21 protein-coding genes and 1 riboswitch are annotated in these 22,710 nt (G+C 74.1%); of the genes, 10 read left to right on the top strand and 11 right to left on the bottom strand.

The window, feature by feature from the left end; translation table 11 throughout:
• The first annotated feature begins 54 nt into the window (after positions 1 to 54).
• Positions 55 to 975: a LysR family transcriptional regulator gene (locus tag ACWDD7_RS17080; RefSeq protein WP_450457885.1), complete on the top strand. Its 921-nt coding sequence runs from the start codon at positions 55 to 57 to the stop codon at positions 973 to 975.
• Between the two features lie 17 nt (positions 976 to 992).
• Here the strand turns inward: ACWDD7_RS17080 and ACWDD7_RS17075 are convergent, their stop codons facing one another.
• The 5 genes from ACWDD7_RS17075 to ACWDD7_RS17055 all read right to left on the bottom strand — a co-directional run bounded on the left by ACWDD7_RS17075 (position 993) and on the right by ACWDD7_RS17055 (position 4,849).
• Positions 993 to 1,787: an SDR family NAD(P)-dependent oxidoreductase gene (locus ACWDD7_RS17075; RefSeq protein ID WP_450457884.1), complete on the bottom strand. Its 795-nt coding sequence runs from the start codon at positions 1,785 to 1,787 to the stop codon at positions 993 to 995.
• 66 nt (positions 1,788 to 1,853) lie between these two features.
• Entirely contained in the window at positions 1,854 to 2,768 is a 915-nt protein-coding gene (locus ACWDD7_RS17070; protein WP_351868033.1) for an SDR family oxidoreductase, read from the bottom strand.
• Positions 2,769 to 2,812: 44 nt separating this feature from the next.
• Positions 2,813 to 3,103, bottom strand: a complete 291-nt coding sequence (locus ACWDD7_RS17065; RefSeq protein WP_450457883.1) for a DUF4180 domain-containing protein — start codon at positions 3,101 to 3,103, stop codon at positions 2,813 to 2,815.
• 28 nt (positions 3,104 to 3,131) lie between these two features.
• On the bottom strand, positions 3,132 to 3,761 hold the full coding sequence (locus tag ACWDD7_RS17060; RefSeq protein WP_351868028.1) for an MBL fold metallo-hydrolase: 630 nt from the start codon (positions 3,759 to 3,761) through the stop codon (positions 3,132 to 3,134).
• Positions 3,761 to 4,849, bottom strand: a complete 1,089-nt coding sequence (locus ACWDD7_RS17055; protein ID WP_450457882.1) for an S-(hydroxymethyl)mycothiol dehydrogenase — start codon at positions 4,847 to 4,849, stop codon at positions 3,761 to 3,763. The genes ACWDD7_RS17060 and ACWDD7_RS17055 overlap by 1 nt, the downstream gene beginning before the upstream one ends.
• 852 nt (positions 4,850 to 5,701) lie before the next feature.
• On the opposite strand from ACWDD7_RS17055, the gene ACWDD7_RS17050 reads away from it, so the two are divergent.
• Complete coding sequence (locus ACWDD7_RS17050; RefSeq protein WP_450457881.1) at positions 5,702 to 6,484, top strand: acyltransferase domain-containing protein; 783 nt, start codon at positions 5,702 to 5,704, stop codon at positions 6,482 to 6,484.
• Between the two features lie 9 nt (positions 6,485 to 6,493).
• Here the strand turns inward: ACWDD7_RS17050 and ACWDD7_RS17045 are convergent, their stop codons facing one another.
• Positions 6,494 to 6,799, bottom strand: coding sequence for a hypothetical protein (locus tag ACWDD7_RS17045; protein WP_392213411.1), 306 nt, complete (start codon positions 6,797 to 6,799; stop codon positions 6,494 to 6,496).
• Between the two features lie 165 nt (positions 6,800 to 6,964).
• Here ACWDD7_RS17045 and ACWDD7_RS17040 point away from each other — a divergent pair, with 165 nt between their 5' ends.
• Together ACWDD7_RS17040 and ACWDD7_RS17035 are read left to right on the top strand one after the other, a co-directional pair.
• On the top strand, positions 6,965 to 7,330 hold the full coding sequence (locus ACWDD7_RS17040) for a nuclear transport factor 2 family protein (protein WP_351868017.1): 366 nt from the start codon (positions 6,965 to 6,967) through the stop codon (positions 7,328 to 7,330).
• A gap of 358 nt (positions 7,331 to 7,688) precedes the next feature.
• A riboswitch (ZMP/ZTP riboswitch) is annotated at positions 7,689 to 7,769 on the top strand.
• 25 nt (positions 7,770 to 7,794) lie between these two features.
• A complete protein-coding gene (locus ACWDD7_RS17035) occupies positions 7,795 to 8,655 on the top strand; it encodes a bifunctional 5,10-methylenetetrahydrofolate dehydrogenase/5,10-methenyltetrahydrofolate cyclohydrolase (RefSeq protein WP_450457880.1) in 861 nt (286 codons plus the stop codon).
• A gap of 120 nt (positions 8,656 to 8,775) precedes the next feature.
• Here the strand turns inward: ACWDD7_RS17035 and ACWDD7_RS17030 are convergent, their stop codons facing one another.
• Entirely contained in the window at positions 8,776 to 9,801 is a 1,026-nt protein-coding gene (locus ACWDD7_RS17030; RefSeq protein ID WP_450457879.1) for an alcohol dehydrogenase catalytic domain-containing protein, read from the bottom strand.
• An 864-nt stretch (positions 9,802 to 10,665) separates the two neighbouring features.
• Between ACWDD7_RS17030 and ACWDD7_RS17025 the strand changes: the two genes are divergently transcribed.
• Genes ACWDD7_RS17025 through ACWDD7_RS17000 form a run of 6 tightly spaced genes read left to right on the top strand, consistent with a single transcriptional unit; the run spans position 10,666 to position 17,336 of the window.
• Complete coding sequence (locus tag ACWDD7_RS17025) at positions 10,666 to 11,196, top strand: (2Fe-2S)-binding protein (protein WP_351868008.1); 531 nt, start codon at positions 10,666 to 10,668, stop codon at positions 11,194 to 11,196.
• Positions 11,193 to 13,574, top strand: coding sequence for a xanthine dehydrogenase family protein molybdopterin-binding subunit (locus ACWDD7_RS17020; protein ID WP_450457877.1), 2,382 nt, complete (start codon positions 11,193 to 11,195; stop codon positions 13,572 to 13,574). Before ACWDD7_RS17025 ends, ACWDD7_RS17020 begins: the two co-directional genes overlap by 4 nt.
• Positions 13,571 to 14,425, top strand: coding sequence for an FAD binding domain-containing protein (locus tag ACWDD7_RS17015; RefSeq protein WP_450457876.1), 855 nt, complete (start codon positions 13,571 to 13,573; stop codon positions 14,423 to 14,425). The genes ACWDD7_RS17020 and ACWDD7_RS17015 overlap by 4 nt, the downstream gene beginning before the upstream one ends.
• A gap of 15 nt (positions 14,426 to 14,440) precedes the next feature.
• On the top strand, positions 14,441 to 15,316 hold the full coding sequence (locus ACWDD7_RS17010) for an AAA family ATPase (RefSeq protein WP_351868000.1): 876 nt from the start codon (positions 14,441 to 14,443) through the stop codon (positions 15,314 to 15,316).
• Between the two features lie 5 nt (positions 15,317 to 15,321).
• Positions 15,322 to 16,557, top strand: coding sequence for a vWA domain-containing protein (locus ACWDD7_RS17005; protein WP_450457875.1), 1,236 nt, complete (start codon positions 15,322 to 15,324; stop codon positions 16,555 to 16,557).
• Positions 16,558 to 16,616: 59 nt separating this feature from the next.
• Positions 16,617 to 17,336 (top strand): SRPBCC family protein, encoded by a 720-nt coding sequence (locus ACWDD7_RS17000; RefSeq protein ID WP_450457874.1) that lies wholly within the window; start codon positions 16,617 to 16,619, stop codon positions 17,334 to 17,336.
• A gap of 165 nt (positions 17,337 to 17,501) precedes the next feature.
• Here ACWDD7_RS17000 and ACWDD7_RS16995 read toward each other — a convergent pair whose 3' ends face one another.
• The 4 genes from ACWDD7_RS16995 to ACWDD7_RS16980 are packed head-to-tail and all read right to left on the bottom strand — an operon-like array spanning position 17,502 to position 22,611.
• A complete protein-coding gene (locus ACWDD7_RS16995; RefSeq protein ID WP_351867994.1) occupies positions 17,502 to 18,092 on the bottom strand; it encodes a GNAT family N-acetyltransferase in 591 nt (196 codons plus the stop codon).
• 27 nt (positions 18,093 to 18,119) lie between these two features.
• Positions 18,120 to 18,614: a metallophosphoesterase family protein gene (locus ACWDD7_RS16990; RefSeq protein ID WP_450457873.1), complete on the bottom strand. Its 495-nt coding sequence runs from the start codon at positions 18,612 to 18,614 to the stop codon at positions 18,120 to 18,122.
• Positions 18,615 to 18,623: 9 nt separating this feature from the next.
• Complete coding sequence (locus tag ACWDD7_RS16985; protein WP_450457872.1) at positions 18,624 to 19,634, bottom strand: SDR family oxidoreductase; 1,011 nt, start codon at positions 19,632 to 19,634, stop codon at positions 18,624 to 18,626.
• 28 nt (positions 19,635 to 19,662) lie between these two features.
• Positions 19,663 to 22,611 carry an enolase C-terminal domain-like protein gene (locus ACWDD7_RS16980; RefSeq protein WP_450457871.1) on the bottom strand — a complete coding sequence of 983 codons (2,949 nt, stop codon included), beginning with the start codon at positions 22,609 to 22,611 and terminating at the stop codon, positions 19,663 to 19,665.
• Positions 22,612 to 22,710 lie beyond the last annotated feature (99 nt).

The raw sequence follows: 22,710 nt of genomic DNA, 5'->3' as shown, positions 1-22,710 counted from the left end.
TGCCCCGTCGGCAGGTCCAAGACGTGATCCGTCTCGGAACTAGCATGATCCGTTATGGAGTTGAGGCAGCTGCGCTACTTCGTGACGGTGGTCGAGGAGGCCGGTTTCACCCGGGCCGCCGAACGACTGCATCTCGCGCAACCGGGACTCAGCGCTCAGGTACGGCAGCTGGAGCGGGAGCTGGGGCAACCGCTGCTGGACCGCTCCGGGCGCGCCGTGCGGCCGACGGAGGTCGGTGAGGCCGTGCTGCCGTACGCGCGCGCGGCGCTCGCGGCGGTGGAGGGGGTGCGGCAGACGGTCCAGGAGTACTCGGGGCTGCTGCGGGGACGGGTCGCGATCGGACTCGTGCCCGGCGCGCTGGCGCATCCACTCGACCTCGCCGCCCTGCTGGCCGGCTTCCACCGGGCGCACCCGGGGGTGGAGGTCACGCTCACGGAGGACGTCTCGCAGGGGATGCTGTCCGCGTTGCTCGGCGGCGAACTGGACCTCGCGGTGGCCGGGGTCGCGCAGGAGTGCCCGCCGCCGGGCCTCGCCTGGGAGGTGTTCGTCGACGTGCCGCTGGTCGTGGCGGCCGTACCGGAGCACCCGTTGCCGGCCGCACACCCCGAGGGGGAGGCCGTCCCGTCGGCCGCGCTGGAGGGGCACCGGCTGATCGCTCTGCCCCGCGGGACCGGGACGCGGACCGTGCTGGAACGGCTCTGCGCCGAGGCCGGGTTCCGGCCGCACGTCGCGTTCGAGGCCGCGACCCCGGACGCGCTCGCCCGCCTCGCCGCGCGTGGCCTCGGGGTCGCCGTCCTCCCGGGCCACGGCCCCCGCCCCGGCCTGCGTACCGTTCCTCTCGCCGACCCCCGGGCCCGCGGCCGCGTGGCCCTCGCCTGGCGGACGCGCGGGCCGCTGGGCCCGGCGGCACGGGAACTGCTGGGCCGGTTGCGCCGCGCGACGCGCGGCCCGGGAGCGGTGCCGGTCCCCCGCTGAGACCCCGCGGACGACGGTCAGTCGCGCGGGTGCCGCAGGGCCGCGTGGAAGGCGGTGTGGACCGCGGTGAGGCCGCCGTCGACCACGAGGGTGGTGCCGGTGATCCAGGCGGCGTCGCGGGAGGCGAGGAAGGCGACCGCGGCGGCGATGTCGTCCGGTTCGCCGATCCTGCCCAGCGGGTACAGGGCGCGCACGGCCGCGAGGTCGTCGTCGCGCCCCTCCCACGCCGAGGTGCGCACCGTCCCCGGCGCCACGAGGTTCACCCGGACGCCCCGGGCCGCCGCGTGCCCGGCGAGGGTGCGGGTGAGGGAGCCGAGGCCGGCCTTGGCGGCGCTGTAGCCGTGGTTGCCGAAGTCCTGGAGGCCGTTGACGGAGCCGATGCTCACGATCGCCCCGCGTCCCGAGGCGGCCAGGTGCGGCAGGGCGGCGCGGCAGCAGCGGTGGACGCCGGTCAGGGTGATGTCGAGGTCGCGCGCCCAGGACTCGTCGGAGCCGTCCTCGAAGCGCGGGCCGTCCGGGGTGCTGTGGGCGGCGCAGTTGACCAGCACGTCGAGGGAGCCGAAGGCGTCGACGGCGCGGGCCACGGCCGCCTCCACGGCACCGCGGTCGGCCACGTCGCATGCGAACGCCTCGGTGTCCAGGCCTCGTCGGCGCAGCGCCGAAGCGGTCCGCTCGGCCTCGGGCAGGTCCTGGTCGGTCACCAGGACCCGGCCGCCCTCCTCGGCGAGCCGCCGGGCGACGGCGGCACCGATGCCACGGGCCGCCCCGGTGACGAGAACTCCGTGTCCCGCGAAACGGGTGTGATCGCTCATGGGGCGACGGTACGACCGTACGCGCGGTCTTTCACCGTGCTGACCGGGTGTTCCGCGAACTCCCGGTCAACGGTAGCCGGTTGTGTCCGCCGGGCGGCCCGCGTCCTGGACCTCGACCAGATAGCGCCAGGCGTCGGGGCGGCTGCCGTCGAGGTCGGTGAAGCCGTACTCCCGGGCGAGGCCGCCGCTGGAGAGGGACTGCCCGTTGAAGCGGGCCACGGCGGGGTCGGCGGCCAGCGCGGCGACCGCCCGGCCGGTGAAGCGCGGGGTCTCCGAGATGGCGAAGTGCGGCTCGCGGTCGAGGACTTCGCGCCAGTTGTCCTCGCGGACGCCGTACAGCTCCAGCATCAGCTCCGAGCGCATCCAGCCGGGGGTGAGGGCGACGGCGGTGGCGCCGCGCGGACCGAGCTCATGGCCCAGGGCGAAGGCCATGCGCAGGACGGCACTCTTGGCGAGGTCGTAGAAGAAGTTCACCCGGTAGGTGTCCCGGTTGTAGGCGGCGGTGCCGTCGGTGACCTCCACGACCAGGCCGCCGGGCCGGCGCAGCAGCAGCGGAAGCGCGAAGTGGCTGGTGACGGCGTGGGTCTCGATCGCGAGGCGGAGGAGTCTGAGCCCGTTGTCGAGGTCGTGCTCCCAGACGGGGGTGTCCCACTCGAAGAGCTTCTCGCCGCCCCAGATGTCGTTGACGAGGACGTCAAGGCGGCCCTGTTCGTCCGCGATGCGGTCCACCAGGTCGCGTACGGCGGACGGCCGCAGATGGTCGACGGGTACCGCGATGCCGTGGCCGCCGGCCGCGGTGACGAGGTCGGCGGTGTCCTCGATGGTCTCGGGGCGGTCGTACTCGGAGCGCCGGGCGCGGGTGCTGCGGCCGGTGACGTAAACGGTGGCGCCGGCCGCGCCCAGTTCGACGGCGATGCCCCGTCCGGCGCCCCGGGTCGCCCCCGCGACCAGTGCGACCTTGCCTTCGAGCGGTTCTGACATGTCCGGCCTCCCGTGCGCCGTGCGTGTGCTGTCGCCCCTCAGCGTCACGGAGAAGCCGGACATCTTCTGTCGGGTTTCGCGGCGCGGAACCCCTGTCGGGCGAGCCGCACCCGGTGGTTCGCGAACTTCTGGACCACGGCGCCCGCGACGCCCGACCGCAGCGGGAAGAAATCCTCCGCGATCCGCGCCACGGGCACCTCGACCAACGGGGCGTCCTGCCCGTAGACGTCGCCGATCAGGTCCAGCGCCGTGCTCTCGCCGTCCAGCGGCGGGCCGTCGGGAGCGCGGCGCAGGACGCGGGTGCCGCGCAGGGCCACGACCGTGTTCGTGGTCATGACCGTGACCCTGTGCACAGGCCGGGGCTCAGTGCCCGCGTCTGATCCATTCCTCCAGATGGGGAGCCTCGGCGCCGATGGTGGTGGAGTCTCCGTGGCCGGTGAGGACCTCGGTCTCGGGCGGGAGGGTGAGCAGCTTCTCCCGGATGGACTCGATGATCGTCGGGAAGTGGGAGAAGGACCGGCCGGTGGCGCCGGGGCCGCCCTTGAAGAGGGTGTCGCCGGTGAAGACGACGCCGAGGCCGGGGTCGTAGAGGCAGACCGCGCCGGGCGCGTGCCCGGGGGTGTGCAGCACGGTGAGGTCGGCGCCGGCCGCCTCGATGACCTGGTCGTCCACGAGGAGCCGGTCCGGTTCGCGGTCGGGGTGGGTCATCCGCCACAGCGTCAGGTCGTCGGGGTGCAGCCAGATGACCGCGCCGGTGCGGTCGGCCAGTTCGGGCGCCGCGTCGATGTGGTCGTTGTGGGCGTGCGTGCACACGATGGCGGTGAGCCGCCGGTCGCCGACGGCCCGGACGATGGCCTCGGCGTCATGGGCGGCGTCGATGACGATCGCCTCATGGTCGTCGCCGACGATCCAGACGTTGTTCTCGACGTCCCAGGTGCCGCCGTCGAGGGTGAACTGGCCCGAGGTGACGAGGCGTTCGATACGGGCGGTCATCAGAGCACCACCACCGAGCGCAGCACGTCGCCCTGGTGCATGCGCTCGAACGCCTTCTCCACCTCGTCCAGTCGGATGGTCTCGGTGACGAACGCGTCGAGCGGCAGCCTGCCTTGCAGGTGCAGGTCGATGAGCATCGGGAAGTCGCGGGAGGGCAGACAGTCGCCGTACCAGCTGGACTTCAGGGCGCCGCCGCGGCCGAAGACGTCCAGCAGGGGCAGTTCGAGCTTCATCTCGGGGGTGGGCACGCCGACGAGGACGACGGTGCCGGCGAGGTCGCGGGCGTAGAAGGCCTGCTTGTACGTCTCCGGGCGGCCGACCGCCTCGATGACGACGTCGGCGCCGAAGCCGCCGGTCAGCTCGCGGACGGCCTCGACCGGGTCGTTCTGCCGGGAGTTGACGGTGTGGGTGGCGCCCAGGGCGCGGGCCTTCTCCAGCTTGCGGTCGTCGATGTCCACGGCGATGATCTTCGCCGCGCCGGCGAGGGCGGCGCCCGCGATGGCCGCGTCACCGACGCCGCCGCAGCCGATGACGGCGACCGAGTCGCCCCGGCCGACCGCGCCGGTGTTGATGGCGGCGCCGATGCCCGCCATCACGCCGCAGCCCAGCAGGCCCGCGACCGCCGGGGAGACGGACGGGTCGACCTTGGTGCACTGGCCGGCGGCGACGAGGGTCTTCTCGGCGAACGCGCCGATGCCGAGGGCCGGAGAGAGTTCCTGGCCGGTGGAGGCGAGGGTCATCTTCTGCTTCGCATTGTGGGTGTTGAAGCAGTACCAGGGGCGGCCACGCAGACAGGCCCGGCAATTGCCGCACACCGCACGCCAGTTGAGGATCACGAAATCGCCGGGCGCCACCTCGGTGACGCCGTCGCCGACCGACTCCACGACACCGGCGGCCTCATGGCCGAGGAGGAAGGGGAAGTCGTCGGAGATGCCGCCCTGCTTGTAGTGCAGATCGGTGTGGCAGACACCGCAGGCCTGGACGCGTACGACGGCCTCGCCCGGCCCCGGATCCGGCACCACGATCGTCTCGACTCGTACGGGCTCGTTCTTGCCCGGTGCGATCACGCCGCGTACTTCCTGCGCCATGGTCTGGTTCCTTCCATCGAGTGCTGACGGTGCAGACCCTACGCGCGTCCGATCGGCGGCGGGACGGGCCACGGCGGTGATCGTGGATCTTTCCCCCGGGGGGCAGCCACGGACGCGGCGGTTCGGCTCCGGCGGCCGTTCATCAGCGGGACGCCGGGGGTGGGCGGCAGGTTCGTGAGCGTCACCGAGTCACCCGATCCCACGGGGACGCACCACCGTGTGTACCTGCCTGACCAGGAACTTCGCCCTCGCTGTCGCCGACGCGGCGCTCGCCCCCGTCGGCCGCGCACGAGGGCCGTCGGCCGGTCTTCGGCGGCGCCCGGAGACGCCTCGGCTCCGCCGCTCCGCCGCGTCCGCGCCTTCCCCCGACGGCCGCCTCCGCCGGGCTCCTCCGCCGGGCGCACGGCTGCCTCCGGCGGCTCCGGAAGGGGCGGCCGCGCGGGGAGCCTCCGGCTCGGAGCCACCGGCGCCGGTACCGCCGCGTGCCACCTGACCGCCGCGCCCACCGTGTCGTACGCGCGGGGCCTCGTCCCCGCCGAGGGCCGGCGGAGCCCCGCGCCGCCCGATCCGGCGCGAGCCGGGGCCGGGCCCCACGCCGCCGTCCGGTGGCCTCCCCGGCGACGACTCCTCGGTCACCCGCCCAGGCCCGACCTCGCCGTCGGCGCCCCTGTCCCCGGCGCGCAGGGGCACCTGGCGGCGGCTCGACGGGGCGATGCGGTCCATGACCCGGGGAATGCTTGTGAATTACGCAAGAGCGCGTCCGCACGACGACGTTCGATGATGGCAATTCCTTTGCGGGGTGCGGGAATCCGCCTGGTGTGTGCCCTTACCCGGTCGTGTCTGCATGGAGGCATGTTCGCCGATGGCCGTAAGGGACGTATCGCATTCCTGTTCTCGGCCGGCGCCTCGTCGCGCCCCGGGATGGGTCGTGAACTCGCGGCGGCTCAACCACTGTTCGCCGAGACGCTGGACGAGTTGTGCGCGCGCCTCGATCCGTATCTCGAACTGCCCCTGAAATGTGTGATGTTCGCGGACCCCGGCACCCGGACGTCGGCGCTGCTGGGGCGGGCGCCGTTCGCCGGCCCCGCGCTCTTCGCGCTCCAGGTGGCGCAGTACCGGCTGCTGCGGAGCTGGGGCGTGCGGCCCGATGTGCTGTTCGGGCATACGGCGGGGCGGATGGCCGCCGCGTACGCCGCCGGGGTCTTCTCCCTCGCGGACGCCTGCCATGCGGTCGGGGCGCTGGCCCGGTTGCCGGACGGCGCCCCGGGCGAGGCGCCACCGCGGTCGGCCCTCGCCGCCTGCGGCCGTGCGCTCGCCGCGCTCCGTCCCTGTCCGCCGCGGCTCCCCCTCGTCTCCGACGTCACCGCCCGCCCGGTGACCGCCGAGACCACCGAGCCGGGGTTCTGGCTGCCGGGCCCGCCGACCCGGCGGTTCGCGGACGTGGCCGCCCTGCTGCACCGGGACGGGGTGCGCACCTGGCTGGAGCTGGGCCCCGGGGACACCCTCACCCGCGCGCTCCCCGGATGCCTCCCGCCCGGCACCGCCGCCGACCCGGGCTCGGCCTACGCCGTGGCCAGGGACTGGGCGGTGCTGGACGCGGGCAGCGGGCCGGGACTCGGGAGCGCGCCGGCGTGAGGCGCCGGCTCAGGCCTGTACGGCCGGCAGCAGGCCCGTGACCGGTGCCACGATGTCCGTGACCTGGTGGAGTTCACTGAGCTTGTTCAGCTCGCTGACCTGGTTCAGGGCCTTGAGCTGCTCGGAGACCGCGGGCATCTCCGCCTGCTGTGCGGCCGGGAGACCGCTGGCGGCGAGCGTGTCCAGCGTGGTCATGGGGTTGATCCGCCCGGTGTGCGTGGCGCTCGCGTCTGCCGCGTTGGCGAGGGGCGCGGCCAGGCCCGTGACCCCGGCGGCGAGACCGAGGACGGCGACGATACGGCGTGTTGAGATCATGCTCTCAGCAACGCCCGCGCCCCCCGGCCGGACACGGGCGGCGGCCGCCGCTCACTCGTGAGGTGGAGCGCGTCCCGTGCGCTTGCCGAGGCCGCCGGGCCGGAGGACTCTCGAAGACGGGGCCCGCACGGTCCGCCGGGCCGCGAGCGCCTGAAGGAGGTCACCATGGGCACCGCGACAGGCTCTGGCTTCGACACCGAGACACTGCGCCGAGGCATCGAGGGGAACACCGGGAACACGCTGCTGGCCCTGTACGCGGACGACGCGGAGATCCGCATCGTCGACCGCAACACCCAGCCCAGCCACCCCAAGATCCTGCACGGCCGCGGCGAGATCGCCGAGATGCTCGACGACGTCTACCGCCGCGACATGATCCACAAGCTGGAACGGTGCGTGGTGCAGGGCGACCACGCCGCGTTCACCGAGTCCTGCCAGTACGGGGACGGCACCCGCGTCCTCGCCGAGTCCATGATCACGTTGCGGGACGGGAAGATCGCCGAGCAGATACTGATCCAGGCATGGGACGAGTAGGCGGGAGGTTCGCCGGAATCCAGGTCAGCTCGCGGCTGACCTGGACCTTCTCGGCCCGAGCGGTGGCGGGACGGGCGCGGCCGCGGCGACGGGGGCCGATCTCGGCGGCGCGTGTGCCGGTGACGACGGCGGTGGTGCGGTCGGCGCTGAAGGCGGTGCGGGTGCGGCCGCGTACCGCGGTGCCGCGGGCTCCGCGCCTTCGGTGTCTTCGGCCCCTTCGGCGCGGCAGGACGCGGTGAGGCGGCCGTCGCGACACGGCGGGGACGGCCGGGACTTGAGGTGAGGCCGGTCTCGGCTCGCGCTCACGGGGTGGGCGTCGGAAGCCGGGGGCTCGGCCCGTGCGTGGCTCGGTTACGCTGTACCCGGCCGTGACTGGCGCTGAGGTGGAGAACCACCGGGGAGCGGTCCATGGTGGTTGCCGCGCGCCTGGGCGAGAGAATCGATCCAGCTCAGGAGTGTGCCGCATGACCCAGGCCCGTCTCATGGACGGAACCGCCCTCGCCCGCCACATCATCGAGGACACCGCGCGCAGGGCCGCGGAACTCACCGCGCGCACCGGCGTCGCGCCCTGCCTCGCGACCGTGCTGGTCGGCGAGGACCCGGCATCCGTGACGTACGTCCGGATGAAGCAGAACCGCTGCCGCAAAGCGGGCATCACCTCCCGGCACGTGGCCCTGCCCGCCACCACGACCACCGCCGAACTCGTGGGCACCCTGCGGGAGTTGTCGGCCGATCCGACGGTGCACGGAATCCTGCTCCAGCATCCGGTGGGCGACCACGTCGACGAGCGGGCCGCGTTCGAGGCGATAGCGCCGGAGAAGGACGTCGACGGGGTCACCTTCGCCTCCTTCGCCACCATGAGCTTCGGCCTGCCGGGCTTCGTCTCCTGCACACCGGGCGGCATCCTGCGGCTGCTGGACGAGTACGGCGTCGACCCGGCCGGGAAGCGGGCCGTGGTGGTGGGCCGCAGCGCGATCCTCGGCAAGCCCGTGGGCATGCTGCTCCTGGCCAGGGACGCGACGGTCACGTACTGCCACTCGCGCACCCGGGATCTGTCGGCGGCGGTCCGCGAGGCCGACATCGTCGTCGCGGCGGTCGGCAGGCCCCGGCTGATCCGGGGGCAGGACATCAAGCCCGGCGCGGTCGTGATCGACGCCGGCTACAACGCCGGGAACATCGGCGACGTCGACTTCGACTCGGCCGCCGAGCGCGCCTCGCTGATCACCCCGGTGCCGGGCGGCGTCGGCCCGATGACGATCGCCACGCTGCTGGAACAGACGGTGACGGCGGCGGAGGCCGCGGCCGGGGGGACCGAGGCGGCCTGAGGAGCCGGACCGGGTCACGCGCGCCGGCACCGAGCGCCGGCCGACCACCGTCCGGAACCGGGCCCCCGACCCCCGTGGCTCCACCCTGACGGCCGGAGTCGCCCCCTCACCGTCACCCGCTCAGCCGGTGGTCAGCACCATCCGGAACCTCGCGCCCCCCGACATCATCTTCCGGTACGCCGCATCCGCCTCCCCGAGCGGCACCTTCTCCGTCATCGGCCGGATGCCGTGCAGGACGCTGAAGGCCATCGTGTCCTCGATGTCCCGCGAGGTCCCGGAGGGATGGCCCCGGACCACGCGCCCCGCCATGAGGAGCTGGTTCGGGTTGATGTCGAGGGGGGCGACGTCCGCGCCGATGACGACCAGTTCACCGCGGTGGGTGAGGCCGTCCACCGTGGCGGAGATGGCCTCGGAGTTGCCGGCCGTGGCGAGGACGACCTTGGCGCCGCCGAGGGCTTGGAGCGCCTCGGCGACCGGGGTGGCGGCGGTGCTGTCGACGTAGTGGTGGGCGCCGAGTTGCTCGGCGAAGTCGGCCTTCTGGGGGCCGCGGGCGATCGCGACCGTCTCGAAGCCCATCGCGGCCGCGTACTGCACCCCCAGGTGCCCGAGCCCGCCGAGGCCGAGCACCGCGACCAGGTCGCCCGGGCGCCCCGCGCTGCGCCGCAGCCCGTTGAACGTGGTCACGCCGGCGCAGGCCAGCGGCCCGGCGTCGCTCGCGGCCAGCGGGTCGGGAATCCGGGCCAGGGCGTCCACGGGTGCGATCACCCGCTCGCCGAAGCCGCCGTCGTAGGTCCAGCCCGGCACCTTGAGGTTCTCGCACACGATGAAGTCGCCCTCGCGGCAGGCCCGGCAGTGGCCGCAGCTGCCGCCGAACCAGCCCACGGCCACCCGGTCGCCGGCCTGCCACCCGCGGTCGCCCGCCCCCTCGCCCAGTTCCTCGATCCGCCCGGCGATCTCGTGTCCGGGCACCTCGGGGAACGTCACGCCCGGCACCGCCGCGCTGACGAACAGCGCGTCGCTGTGGCAGACGCCGCACGCCTCGACGGCGATCCGCACATGGCCGGGGCCGGGCCTCGGCACCTCGCGCTCGACCAGCTCGAAGGTGCCGTTCGCCGCGGTCACTTGGGCGACTCGATAGCTACTCATGGATCTCTCCGGAGAAGGGACTGCGAGCGGCGGGAGGCGGCCGGGTCGCGGGGGAACGGGCGCGACGGCCGCCGCTCCCCACGGACCCGCCGGGTACGGCCGGACGGGCCCGGTACGGTGCCTGACAGGGCGGGTACGACGGCCCGCCCCTCCCCCAGCAGACCAGTTCCGGCCCGATCGCGCGCGCCGAACGTCCCGGACGTCCCCGGCCCCGGAACGCCTGCGTCCCCGCGCCTGAATCCCCCTCCGGCCCGGCCCCGCGCCGTCCGCCCCCGTCCTCCGCGTGACGTCGAGCAGGTACTCCATCCTGCTGGTGCCGGTGGTCTCGGGGATCGCGCCGAGCCGGGCGAGCACCGGCAGCAGCACGCCGAGGGTGTCCCCCGGTGCCGTCGGCCGAAGCGGCGCACCGGCTCGTACACCCGGGTGCGGGTCCGGCGCGGCGCCTCGGCGAGCAGCCGGAGTGGGTCATGGTGACCGCGCCGTCGGTGAGCCGCCGGGCACAGCGCCGTAGAGGGACACGGACGTCCCGCCGCGTTCGCTCGCCGTGGCGTACGGCGTCGGGCGGGTCCGGTGCGGCGGGCTGGACGCACCGTCGGGTGCGCCGCCCGGCCCCGCCGCTCGTCCCCCTGGGCGCCCCGCCGCCGCCCGGCACCCGCGCCGCCCGCTTCGCCCCGGCCCCACCGTCCCGGAGGGTGCCCGCCGACGCGCCCCGCCGGTCGATCTCGCCGGCGTCCCGCGCCGCCGCTCCCACGCCCGACCGCTCCGTGCCGCAGCGCTCGCCGGGTCCACACCCCGGTCATAGAGTGACCTACATCATGCCGGACCGGCTGATAACGACTCCTGCCCGCACGGTCTGGAGGGCGCATGACGCACATCAAGGTGAATGTCGACGACACGACCTACGAGGACGACGTGGAGCCCCGGCTGCTCCTCGCCCACTACCTGCGCGACCGTCTCGGTCTGACCGGTACCCCGATCGGCTGCGACACCTCCAACTGCGGGGCGTGCACGGTCGAGCTGGACGGCGCGACCGTCAAGAGCTGCTCGGTGCTGGCCGTCCAGGCGGACGGGTGCGCGGTGACGACGGTGCAGGGCCTGGCGAAGGACGGGGAGTGGACGGCGCTCCAGCGCGCTTTCCACGAGCGGCACGGACTTCAGTGCGGCTACTGCACCCCGGGCATGATCATGGCGGCGCGCGACCTCCTCCGGGAGAACCCGCACCCCACCTCCGAGGAGGTGCGCGGGGCCCTGGAGGGCAACCTCTGCCGCTGTACCGGCTATCAGAACATCGTCCGCGCGGTGCTCGCCGCGTCCGGACAGCCGGACGGCCCGGGACCCGCGTCCCGCGCACAGGACACACCCGGACCGCAGGTCACCGAGGAGGTCACGGCATGACCGGGCAGGCCGTGGCGGGCGAGACCGAGGCCGGGCGGGAGGTCGGCCGCTCCCGGCTGCGCAAGGAGGACGCCCGGCTGCTCACCGGCCAGACCAACTGGACCGACAACATCCAGGTCGCCGGGCTGCTGCACCTGGCCATCCTGCGCAGCCCGATGGCGCACGCCCGCCTCACCCGCGTCGATGTCGCACCCGCGCTCGAACGCCCCGGTGTGCTCGCCGCGTTCAGCGGCGCGGATCTCGCCGAGGGGCTCGGCTCGCTGCCCTGCGCGTGGCCGGTGACCGAGGACATCGTGCTGCCCGACCATCCGCCGATCGCGGTGGACGAGGTCCGCTACGCGGGCGACCCGGTGGCGGTCGTCGTGGCCCGCGACCGGTACGCGGCGGCCGACGCGCTGGAGGCGGTCGAGGTCGACTACGACCCGCTGCCGCCGGTGCTCGACCTGGAGGCGGCACTGACCGAGGGCGCCCCGCTGGTCCACTCCGACAAGGGCACCAACCGCTGCTACACCTGGCCGCTGGCCACCGGCGAGGCTTTCGACGCCGTGCGCGAGCGCGCCGAGGTGACGGTCAAGCGGCGCTACCACCAGCAGCGGCTCATCCCCAACGCGATGGAGCCGCGCGCGGTCGTCGTCACCCCGCTCGCCGCCTCCGGCGAGTACACCGTGTACTCGGCCACCCAGATCCCGCACATCCTGCGGATCATGCTGGCCACGGTCACCGGGATCCCGGAGCACAAGCTGCGGGTGATCGCCCCGGACGTGGGCGGTGGCTTCGGCTCCAAGCTCCAGGTGTACGGCGAGGAGGCCCTGGCCCTCGCGGTCGCCCGCAAGCTGGGGCGGCCGGTGAAGTGGACCGAGTCCCGGTCCGAGGGCTATCTCGCCACGCACCACGGGCGCGGCATGATCCAGGACATCGAGGTCGCGGCCACCCGCGAGGGCCGGCTGCTCGGCCTGAAGGTGGACCTGATCGCGGACATGGGCGCCTATCTGATGCTGGTCACGCCGGGCATCCCGATCCTGGGCGCGTTCATGTACCCGGCGATCTACAAGATGGACTCCTACGAGTTCAACTGCACCGGCGTCTTCACGACGCGTACCCCGACCGACGCCTACCGGGGCGCCGGCCGCCCGGAGGCCACGTTCGCCATCGAGCGGATCATGGACGAGCTGGCCGCCGAACTGGGCCTGGACCCGGTGGAGTTGCGGCGCCGCAACTGGATCCGGCGCGAGGAGTTCCCGTACACCACGATCGCCGGACTGACCTATGACAGCGGCGACTACGAGGCGGCGACCGCGAAGGCCCTGAGCCTGTTCGGCTACGACGGACTCCGCGCCGAGCAGCGCGAGCGCAACGAGCGCGGCGACCCGGTCCGCCTCGGCATCGGCGTGTCCACGTTCACGGAGATGTGCGGACTGGCACCGAGCCGGGTGCTGCGCGACCTCAGGTACGGCGCGGGCGGCTGGGAGGCGGCGAGCATCCGGATGCTGCCCACCGGCAAGGTCGAGGTGGTCACCGGCACCAGCCCGCACGGGCAGGGTCACGAGACCTGCTGGAGCCAGATCGCGGCGGACGTGCTCGGCGTGCCGTTCGAGGACGTCGAGGTGCTGCACGGCGACACCAGGTCCTCCCCGCAGGGCATGGACACCTACGGCTCGCGGTCGCTGGCCGTCGGCGGCGAGGCCGTGCACCGGGCGGCGACCACCGTGGTCCGAAAGGCCCGCAAGGTCGCCGCACACCTGCTGGAGGCGAGCGAGCAGGACCTGGAGTTCCGGGACGGCGTGTTCTCCGTGAAGGGCTCCCCGGAGGCGCGCAGGTCCATCCAGGAGATCGCCTTCGAGGCGTTCACCAACCACGACCTGCCCGACGGCGTGGAACCGTCCATCAACGCCGAACACGTGGTCGACCCGGAGAACTTCTCCTTCCCGCACGGCACCCACCTGTGCGCGGTCGAGGTCGACACGGAGACCGGGCACACGAGGATCAGGTCGTACGTCTGCGTGGACGACGTCGGCCATGTGGTCAACCCGATGATCGTGGAGGGGCAGGTGCACGGCGGGCTCGCGCAGGGCATCGCGCAGGCGCTGTACGAGGAGGCCGTCTACGACGACGAGGGCAACCTCGTCTCCGGCAGCATGGCCGACTATCTCGTGCCCTCGGCCGCCGACCTGCCGGAGTTCGTGACCGACCGGACGGAGACTCCCGCGTCGTCCAACGCGCTCGGGGTCAAGGGGGTCGGGGAGGCCGGGACGATCGCCTCGACGCCCGCCGTGGTCAACGCCGTCGTGGACGCGCTGCGGCCGTTCGGCGTCGACGACGTACGGATGCCCTGCACCCCCGAACGGGTGTGGCGCACGGTGAGGGAGGCGACGGCATGATTCCCCCGGCATTCGAGTACGCCCGTCCGAAGACCGTCGAGGAGGCCGTACGGCTGCTCGGCGAGGCGGGCGACGAGGCGAAGGTGCTGGCCGGCGGGCAGAGCCTGCTGCCGCTGCTGCGGCTGCGTCTCGCCTTCCCCGAACTCGTCGTGGACGTGGGCCGGATCCCCGGCCTGCGCGGGGTGCGTGAGGACGGTGACGCGCTGGTCATCGGCGCGCTCACGACGCACCACGACGTGATCCGCGATCCGCTGGTGCGCCGCCACGCCGGGCTGCTGGCGGCCGCCACGGCCACCGTCGCCGACCCGGCGGTCCGCCACCGGGGCACGCTCGGCGGCTCGTTGGCGCACGCCGATCCGGCCGGCGATCTGCCCGCGGTCGTCCTGGCGCTGGACGGCGAACTGGTGGCGGCCGGTCCGAACGGCCGACGCACCGTCCCCGCCCGGGAGTTCTTCGTCGACTACCTCCAGTCCGCCCTCGCCCCTGACGAGGTGCTGGTGGAGGTGCGGGTGCCGAAGGCGGACGGCTGGGGCTTCCACTACGAGAAGTTCCACCGGGTGGCGCAGTCCTGGGCGATCGTCGGCGTCGCGGCGATGGTGCGGCGGGAGAACGGGCGCATCGCCGAGGCGCGGGTCGGCCTGACCAACATGGGCACGACCCCGCTGCGGGCGGCCGCGGCGGAGTCGGCGCTGGCCGGTGCCGACGGGCCGGACGCGGTGGTGCGGGCGGCGCGGTCGGCGGCCGAGGGCGCGCAGCCGGGGCAGGACACGTCGGCCTCGCCCGACTACCGGACGCACCTGGCACAGGTGCTGACCAAGCGAGCGGTGCTGACCGCGGCCGGGATGGGGTGAACACCGATCACCCGGATGGACGGCCCGGAGCAGGTGCGGGCCCGCCTGGAGGAGACGGGGTACCTCGTCGACGAGGGGCTGGCCGTCACCTGCTACCTGGCACTGAGGCTGCACCGGCCGCTGTTCTGCGAGGGCGACGCGGGCGTCGGCAAGACCGCGCTCGCCTCCGCCCTCGCCGAGGCACTGGACGCACCGCTGATCCGGTTGCAGTGCCACGAGGGCATCGACGCCTCGCAGGCCCTGTACGACTGGGACTTCCCGCGTCAACTGCTGCATCTGCGGGCGGCGGAGGCGGCCGGCGTCAGGGACGCGGACCGGCTGGAGAGCGAGCTGTACGACCGGCGCTTCCTCGTCGCCCGGCCGCTGCTCCAGGCGTTGCAGACACAGCCGTCGGTACTGCTGGTGGACGAGATCGACCGGGCCGACGACGAGTTCGAGGCGTTCCTGCTGGAGCTGCTGTCCGAGTACGCGGTGACGATCCCGGAGCTGGGCACGCTGCGGGCCGAGGTGCCACCGGTGGTCGTCCTCACCTCCAACCGGACCCGCGAGGTGCACGACGCGCTGAAGCGGCGGTGCCTGTACCACTGGTTCGACCATCCCGGCTTCGCCCGTGAACTCGCCATCGTGCGCCGCCGGTTGCCGGCGGTGTCGGCGCGCCTCGCCGAGCAGGTCACCGCGCTCGTGCAGGCGTTGCGCGGCGCGGACCTGGTGAAACCCCCGGGTGTCGCGGAGACCATCGACTGGGCCGAGGCGCTGGACGCGCTGGGCGCCACGGAGGTCGACGCGGAACTCGCCGTCTCCACACTGGGTTCCGTCCTGAAGTACCGGGAGGACATGGACCGGGCCAGGGGGCTCGACCTGGCCGCGGTGCTGGCGGCGCGGGGAGTGTGAGCGCGGTGACCGGCGACGGGCGGGAGGAGGCACGGGAGGCCGGGGTCCCGGGTTCGGGACCGGCGGGGGCCGACGCCGTACTGCTCGGATTCGTACGGGCGTTGCGCGCGGCGGGAGTCGACGCGAGCGCCGAGCGGATGTACGCCTTCCTGCGGGCGGTGTCCGTGCTGCGGCCCGGTGTGCGGGCGGATGTGTACGCGGCGGGGCGGGCGACACTGTGCGGCGGGCCGGACGATCTGGAGCGGTACGAGCGGGTGTTCGCCGCCTACTTCGGTGCCGCCGAGGGGTCACCCGCGCGGCCGACGGTGCGCGCCCCTGCCCCGCCCCGGCCGCGGCTGCGCGCGAGGGACGTGCCGGACGGCGGCCGTACCCCTGGCGCGCGCGACCCGTCGGGCCCGCCCACCGCCGCGCTCGCCAGCTCCACCGAGGTGCTGCGGCACCGTGACGTCGCCGCGCTGGACGCCGGGGAGCGGGCCCAGCTCCAACGGTTGCTCGCCGCGTTCGCGCTGCGCGGCGAGGCGCGGCGGTCGGCCCGGCGGCGGCCCGCGCGGCGCGGGGAGGTGGACCCGCGCCGTACCGTGCGCGAACTGCTGCGGCGCGGCGGCGAACCGGCCCGGCTGCGCCGGCACGCCCGCGTGGACCGGCCGCGCCGGGTGGTGCTGCTGGTGGACGTGAGCGGTTCGATGGCGCCGTACGCCGACGCGCTGCTGCGTTTCGCCCACGCGGCCGTACGGGGCGGACGTACGGAGGTCTTCACCATCGGCACCCGGCTCACCCGGGTGACGCGCGAACTCTCCCATCGCGACCCGGACCTGGCGATGGCGGCGGTCGCGGCGGCGGTGCCCGACTGGCGCGGCGGCACCCGGCTGGGCGAGCTGCTGCGCGAGTTCCTGAACCGGTGGGGGCAGCGGGGCATGGCGCGCGGCGCGGTCGTGGTGCTGCTGTCCGACGGCTGGGAGCGCGACGATCCCGCGCTGCTGGGCACCCAGATGCGCCGGCTGCACGCGCTGGCGCACCGGGTCGTCTGGGCCAACCCCCGTAAGGCGCGCCCGGGTTACGCGCCGACGGCCGCGGGGATGGCGGCGGCGCTGCCGAGCGTGGACGAGTTCGTCGAGGGGCACAGCCTGGCGGCGCTGGAGCGGCTCGCGGCGGTGGTGCGCGGGGCGCAGGCCGGTGCGGTGCCGAAGGCGTGGGTCGGTACGGGGGCGGTGCCGGTGGCAGGGGCTGAAGTTGATCCCTGATGCCTGATTCCTGAGTCCTGATGCCTGAGTCCTGATGCCTGATTCGCAAGGAGCACGTCATGGAGCTGCACCACGAGTTCACCGTTCCGGTGCCGGTCGATCGGGCCTGGCCCGCGCTGCTCGACATCGAGCGGGTCGCGCCGTGCCTGCCGGGCGCGGTGGTGGAGGAGTACGACGGCAGGACCGTGACCGGCTCGGTGAAGGTCAAGGTCGGCCCGGTGACGGTGACGTATCGCGGTACGGCGGTGTTCGAGGAGCAGGACGCGGGGTCGCACCGGATGGTGCTGGTGGCGACCGGCCGGGAGACGCGCGGGCAGGGCACGGCCAGGGCGACGGTCACCGGCACGCTGACCGAGCGGGACGGCGGTACGGCGGTGTCGGTGCGGACCGACCTCACGGTGACGGGGCGGCCCGCGCAGTTCGGGCGCGGGGTACTGGCAGAGGTGGGCGACCGGCTGGTGGGCCAGTTCGCCGACTGCCTGGCCGCCCGGCTGGTGGAGCGGCCGGGGGCGGCCGCCGGGGAGGCGGGGGCGGGCGAGGAGGCGGTGGGAGCCGGGGCAGCGGCCGGAGCCGGAGAGGCGGCGGGAGCCGGGAGGGCGGGAGCGCCCGAGGCACGGCGCGCCGGGGAGGAGCCACCCCCGCTGGACCTCCTGCGCACCGCCGGGGTGCCCCTGGCCAAACGCGCGGCACCGATCGCGGCGGCCCTCGCCGCGCTGGTCGTGGCGGTGCTGCGGCTGCGGCGACGCCGGCGGGGGCACGGGCGCAGACGGCGCGGATGAGGTCCGCCGACGGGGGCTCCCGCGATCCCGGACGCCCCCCGAGAGACGGCCCGCGCGGGCACCGGCCGAGCCGACAGCCACCGCGCGCGGGCCCCACCGTGAACGGCGGTGCGCGCGTCTTGCCGGAAGCGGCCTCGGCTCGTACGGGAGACGGCCGGGCCACGCCTACTCGGGGTCCCCGGCCACCCGTGCGTGCAGATGCTGGTCGTGCCACCCGTCCGCGTGCAGCAGCGCGCCGCGCATCGTGCCCTCGGCGGTGAAGCCGGCCTTCTCGGCGACCCGGCAGGAGGCGGGGTTGCGGGTGGAGTGGCACAGCCGCAGCCGGTGCAGGCCCAGGTCGTCCAGGGCCCAGCGGGCCAGGCGCCGGGTCGCGGTGACGGCGAGGCCCGCGCCGCGTGCCTCGGGCAGCAGCCAGTAGACGAGTTCGGCGGCGCCACCCGCGAGGTCGATGTCGTTGAGCCCGATGAGTCCGATCGCGGCGCCGCCGGAGCGGGCGATGGCCCACACGGCACCGGTCTCGCCCCGCCACCGCTCGTGCATCCGGGCGATCCGCTGCCGGGCGTCGGCGTGGTCGGCCACGGTGAACAGGTTCCACTGCCGGATCGCCGGGTCCCGCGCAGCACCGAGCAGCACACCGGCGTCGTCCGGGCGCCAGGGCCGCAGCTCCAGGCCCTCGGCGAGATCGAGCACGGGCTGCCCGCCGTCGGCCATGCGGCCCGCGGGTACGACGTCGGGTATCCCTGCGCTGGAGATCATCCGGTGATGATCGCACGCGGGCTACCGTCACGGCAGCCGATGCAGGGTCACCTCGGCGAGCGCCCCGTCCCGGATCTCGGCCGTCAGGTAGGTGCGGTGGGGCTGGCGGCGGCGGTCGGTCGGCGAACCGGGGTTGAGCAGCCGCAGCCCGCCGGGCGCGGTGCTGTCCCAGGGGATGTGGCTGTGCCCGAAGACCAGCACGTCGAGGTCGGGGAAACGGGCGGCACAACGGGCCTCGCGCCCCTGCGCCGCCCCCGTCTCGTGCACCACCCCGAAGCGCAGACCGCCGAGTTCGGCGTACGCCACCTCGGGCAGGCGCGCGCGCAGCTCGGGCCCGTCGTTGTTGCCGTACACCCCGATCAGCCGCCGGCTGCGGCTCTCCAGCAGATCGAGCGTGGCGGCGTCCACCCAGTCCCCGGCGTGGAACACCACGTCCGCACGCGGGAGTTCGGCCAGCAGCTCGTCCGGGAGCCGCTTGGCGCGCCGGGGCAGATGGGTGTCTGACATCAGCAGGAGGCGCACGGCCTCAGCCTAGGCCGCCGAGCGCGTCAGGCGGCGGACGCCCGCGACGGCGGCGAGGGTGGCGGCGCCCGCGCCGAGGGCGGTGGTGGTGGGGTGGCGCAGGAGGGCCTCCTGCCAGGAGTGGGCGTGGGCGTCTTCGTCGAAGGCACCGTGGGCACCGTGGTCGTCGGCGGGGGCGCGGTCGACGGGGGTGAAGAGGTTGTCGTCGCCGGTGGGCGGGACCCGGTCGGTCTGCTGGGCGTCGTAGCCGGTGCGGGCCAGATAGCGGTCGAGGAGGGCGGGGACGAGGCGGTTGGCCCAGATGGTGGCGACGGTGGAGGCGCCGATGTAGTACTGCTTGCGGCGGGGATGGTCGGCCGCGTACACGACGCCGCGGGCGGCGACCTCCGGCTGGTAGATCGGCGGGACCGGCATGGGGTGGCGGCCCAGGCGGGAGCGGACCCAGTCGAACTGCGGGGTGTTGACGGCGGGCATCTGGGCGATCGTGAGGTGCACCCGGCTGCCGCGGTGCAGGAGTTCGGTGCGCAGGGACGAGCTGAAGCCGTTGACGGCGTGCTTGGCGCCGCAGTACGCCGACTGGAGCGGGATCGAGCGTTCGCCGAGCGCGGAGCCGACCTGCACGATGGTGCCCCGGTCGCGCGGGAGCATCCGGGCGAGGGCGGCGCGGGTGCCGTTGACGAAGCCCAGATAGGTCACCTCGGTGATGCGTCGGTACTCGTCCGGCGTGATCTCGTCGAACGGCGCGAAGACGGAGACGAAGGCGCAGTTGATCCAGACGTCGATCGGTCCGAACTCCCGCTCGGCGTCCGCCGCGACGGCCTCCGCCTGCGCCGGGTCGGCCATGTCGGCGGGCCTGACGAAGGGGTGGCCGCCGAGCGCCGCGACCTCGTCGGCGGCTGCCCCGAGGCCGCCCTCGCCGCGCGCGACCAGGACGACGTTGGCGCCGCGCCGGCCGTAGCGGCGGGCGGTGGCGCGGCCGATCCCGGCGCTGGCGCCGGTGATGACGACGGTCGTGGACATGGTCGGCTCCCTTTCCCTTTCGGTGAGTTCACGCCACCCGGTACGGCGCCGCCCGCTCCTCGGCGAGGACCAGGCCGAGTCCCGGGGCCCCGTCGGCGCCCGGTGTGATGCTCCCGCCGCCGGGGTCGAGGACGCCGTCGAAGAGCAGCCGCTCGATGCGGACATGGTCGTGGAACCACTCCAGATGGCGCAGGTTGGGCACCGCGGCGGCCGCATGGGCGTGGGCGCCCGGTGCGCAGTGGCCGGAGATGTCGGTGCCGTGTGCGTGGGCGAGCGCGGCGACGCGCAGCCAGACGGTGATCCCGCCGCACCGGGTGACGTCGGCCTGGAGGCAGTCGACGGCCCCGGCGGTGAGCAGGTGCGCGAAGTACGGCAGCGTGTAGCCGTACTCGCCGGCCGTGACGTCCATCGGGAGTCGGCTCCGCAGGTCGGCGAGGGTGGTGAGATGGTCGGAGGAGACGGGCTCTTCGAACCAGGTCACGCCCGACTCGGCGAGGGGGCCCGCGAGTCGGCGGGCCTGGCCGCCGGTGTAGGCGCCGTTCGCGTCCACGTACAGCTCGGGACGGTCGCCGATGCTCGCCCGTGCGCGGGCGACGCGTTCGAGGTCCCGGTCGGTACGGCGGCCCCAGGACTCCCCGATCTTGATCTTCACTCGGGGTATGCCCGCCTCCGTCGTCCAGCCGCGTGGTTGGCGGTGCTGTCGCTCGGCGTCGTACGTGGTGAAGCCGCCGCTGCCGTAGACCGGGACCTCGTCGCGCGCGGCGCCGAGCAACTGGACGAGGGGCAGGCCGAGCAGACGGGACTTGAGGTCCCACAGGGCGATGTCGACGGCGGAGACCGCCTGGGCGGCCACACCGGGCAGTCCCGCGTTGCATCGTTGACGCGTGGCACGTCGAGGGCCGGGCGGCCGATCACGCTGCCCGCGAGCTGTTCGCCGACCAGGTGGGCGGTGGCGGCGGGGGCGTAGGTGCAGCCGAGTCCGGTGGTGGTGCCGGAGCGGGCGGTGACCAGGACGAGGGTGGTGCGGTCCCGCCTTGAGGGTGGCCATGTCGACGCCGGTCGGGCAGTCGGACTTGCAGCCCTTGCAGGCCAGGCACAGGTCGAGCGCGTCGCGTACGGCGGTGGAGCGCCAGCCGTCCCGGATCGCGGAGTCGGCATGCCCGTTGAGCATCTCGAACAGCAGCCGCGCCCGGCCGCGCGTGGAGTGCTCCTCCTCCCGAGTGGCCCGGTACGAGGGGCACATCACCCCGCCCGAGTGGCTTCGGCAGTTGCCGATGCCCACGCAGCGCAGCACCGCGCGGGTGAAGGAGTGCTCGTCGTCGGGGAAGCCGAAGTGGGTGTCGGGGGTGTCCGGCCGCCAGTCGGCGCCCAGGCGCAACTGCCCGTCCACCGGCTGGGGTCGCACGACCTTCCCCGGGTTCATCCGGTCGTCCGGGTCGAAGAGTGCCTTCAGCTCGCCGAAGGCGGTGACCAGCCGTTCGCCGAACATCCGGGTCAGCAGTTCGCCCCGGGCCTGTCCGTCGCCGTGCTCGCCGGACAGCGAACCGCCGTAGGAGGTCACGAGGTCGGCCGCGCGCTCCAGGAAGCGGCGGAAGCGGGCGACGCCCTCGGCGGTGCGCAGACCGAAGGGGATGCGGGTGTGCACACAGCCCTGCCCGAAGTGGCCGTACACGGAGGGGTGGTCGTAGTCGAACTCCTGGAACAGCCCCTTGAGGTCGCGCAGATAGTCGCCCAGCCGCTCGGGCGGCACGGCGGAGTCCTCCCAGCCCTCCCAGGTCTCCCGGTCGTCCGGCGGGCGTGCCGTGACGCCGAGTCCGGCCTCGCGGGCCTTGAGCATCCTCTGCTCGCGTTCGGGGTCGTCGGAGAAGGCGATGCTCGCGCCCTTCTCGTCGCGGCCGACGGCGCGGAGCAGGGCGTGGGCCTGCTCGTCGACGTCCTCCTGGCTGTCGCCGCTGTACTGCAGCATCAGCCAACTGTCGCCCTCGGGAAGGGTGTCGAGGGAGTCGAGGTAGGCCCGCTCCTCGCGCATCAGCTGGGCCATGCGCCCGTCCAGCGCCTCCAGCTGCGTGGGCGAGCAGTGCTCCAGGAGGCGGGGGACGTCGTCGGCGGCGGCGCAGATGTCGTCGTAGCCGAGGACGAGCAGCGACTGGTACGGCGGCACGGGTACGAGGTCGAGTTCGGCGCGCAGTACGGTCACGAGGGTGCCCTCGCTGCCGACGAGCGCCTTGGCCACGTCGAAGCCGTTCTCGGGCAGCAGCGAGTCGAGGTTGTAGCCGGAGACCCGGCGCGGGATCTTGGGGTAGCCGCGGCGGATGTCCGCCAGGTAAGCGGTGGCGATGCGGTCGAGGCCGGCGTAGATCCCGGCGAGCCGGCCGCCGCCGGCGACCCGCTCGGCCGGCGGGGTGGGCCCGACCCAGGCGCGCTGTCCGTCGTAGGTGAGGACCTCCAGGCGCCGGACGTTGTCGACGGTCTTGCCGTACGCCTGGGCGGAGGCGCCGCAGGAGTTGTTGCCGATCATGCCGCCGAGGGCGCAGTGGCTGTGGGTGGACGGCTTGGGTCCGAACTGGAGCCGGTGGCGGGCCAGTCGGTGGTCGAGTTCGTCGAGGACGATCCCGGGCTCCACCACACAGGTGCGCCGCTCGGCGTCCACGCTGATCAGACCGGTGCAGTACTTGGTCCAGTCGATCACCACCGCGGTGTTGGTGGACTGCCCGGCCAGGCTGGTGCCGCCGCCCCGGGACAGGACGGGGGCGGCGAAGCGGGCGCACACCGAGACCGCGCGGGCGCCCGCCTCCACCGTGCGCGGGACGACGACGCCGAGGGGCACCTGCCGGTAGTTGGAGCCGTCGGTGGCGTAGGCGCCGCGACTGCCCGCGTCGAAGCGGATCTCGCCGTCCACCTCGGCGCGCAGTGCGGCGGCCAGCGCCACCATGCCGCCCGTGCCGCCCATGCCGCTCATGTCGTCACCAGAGGTCATCCGTACTCCTCGCGTCCGCAGGACCGCTCTCCGGCCGGGCGACGAGTACCCCGGAGTTCTTCAGGTAAAGCTGAACAGTCTTGGCTGGACAGCCTCTCC

The sequence above is a fragment of the Streptomyces sp. NPDC001056 genome (assembly GCF_053598955.1).
The sequence above is the reverse complement of the archived record's forward strand: the minus strand, read 5'-3'. Positions and strand labels throughout refer to the sequence as shown.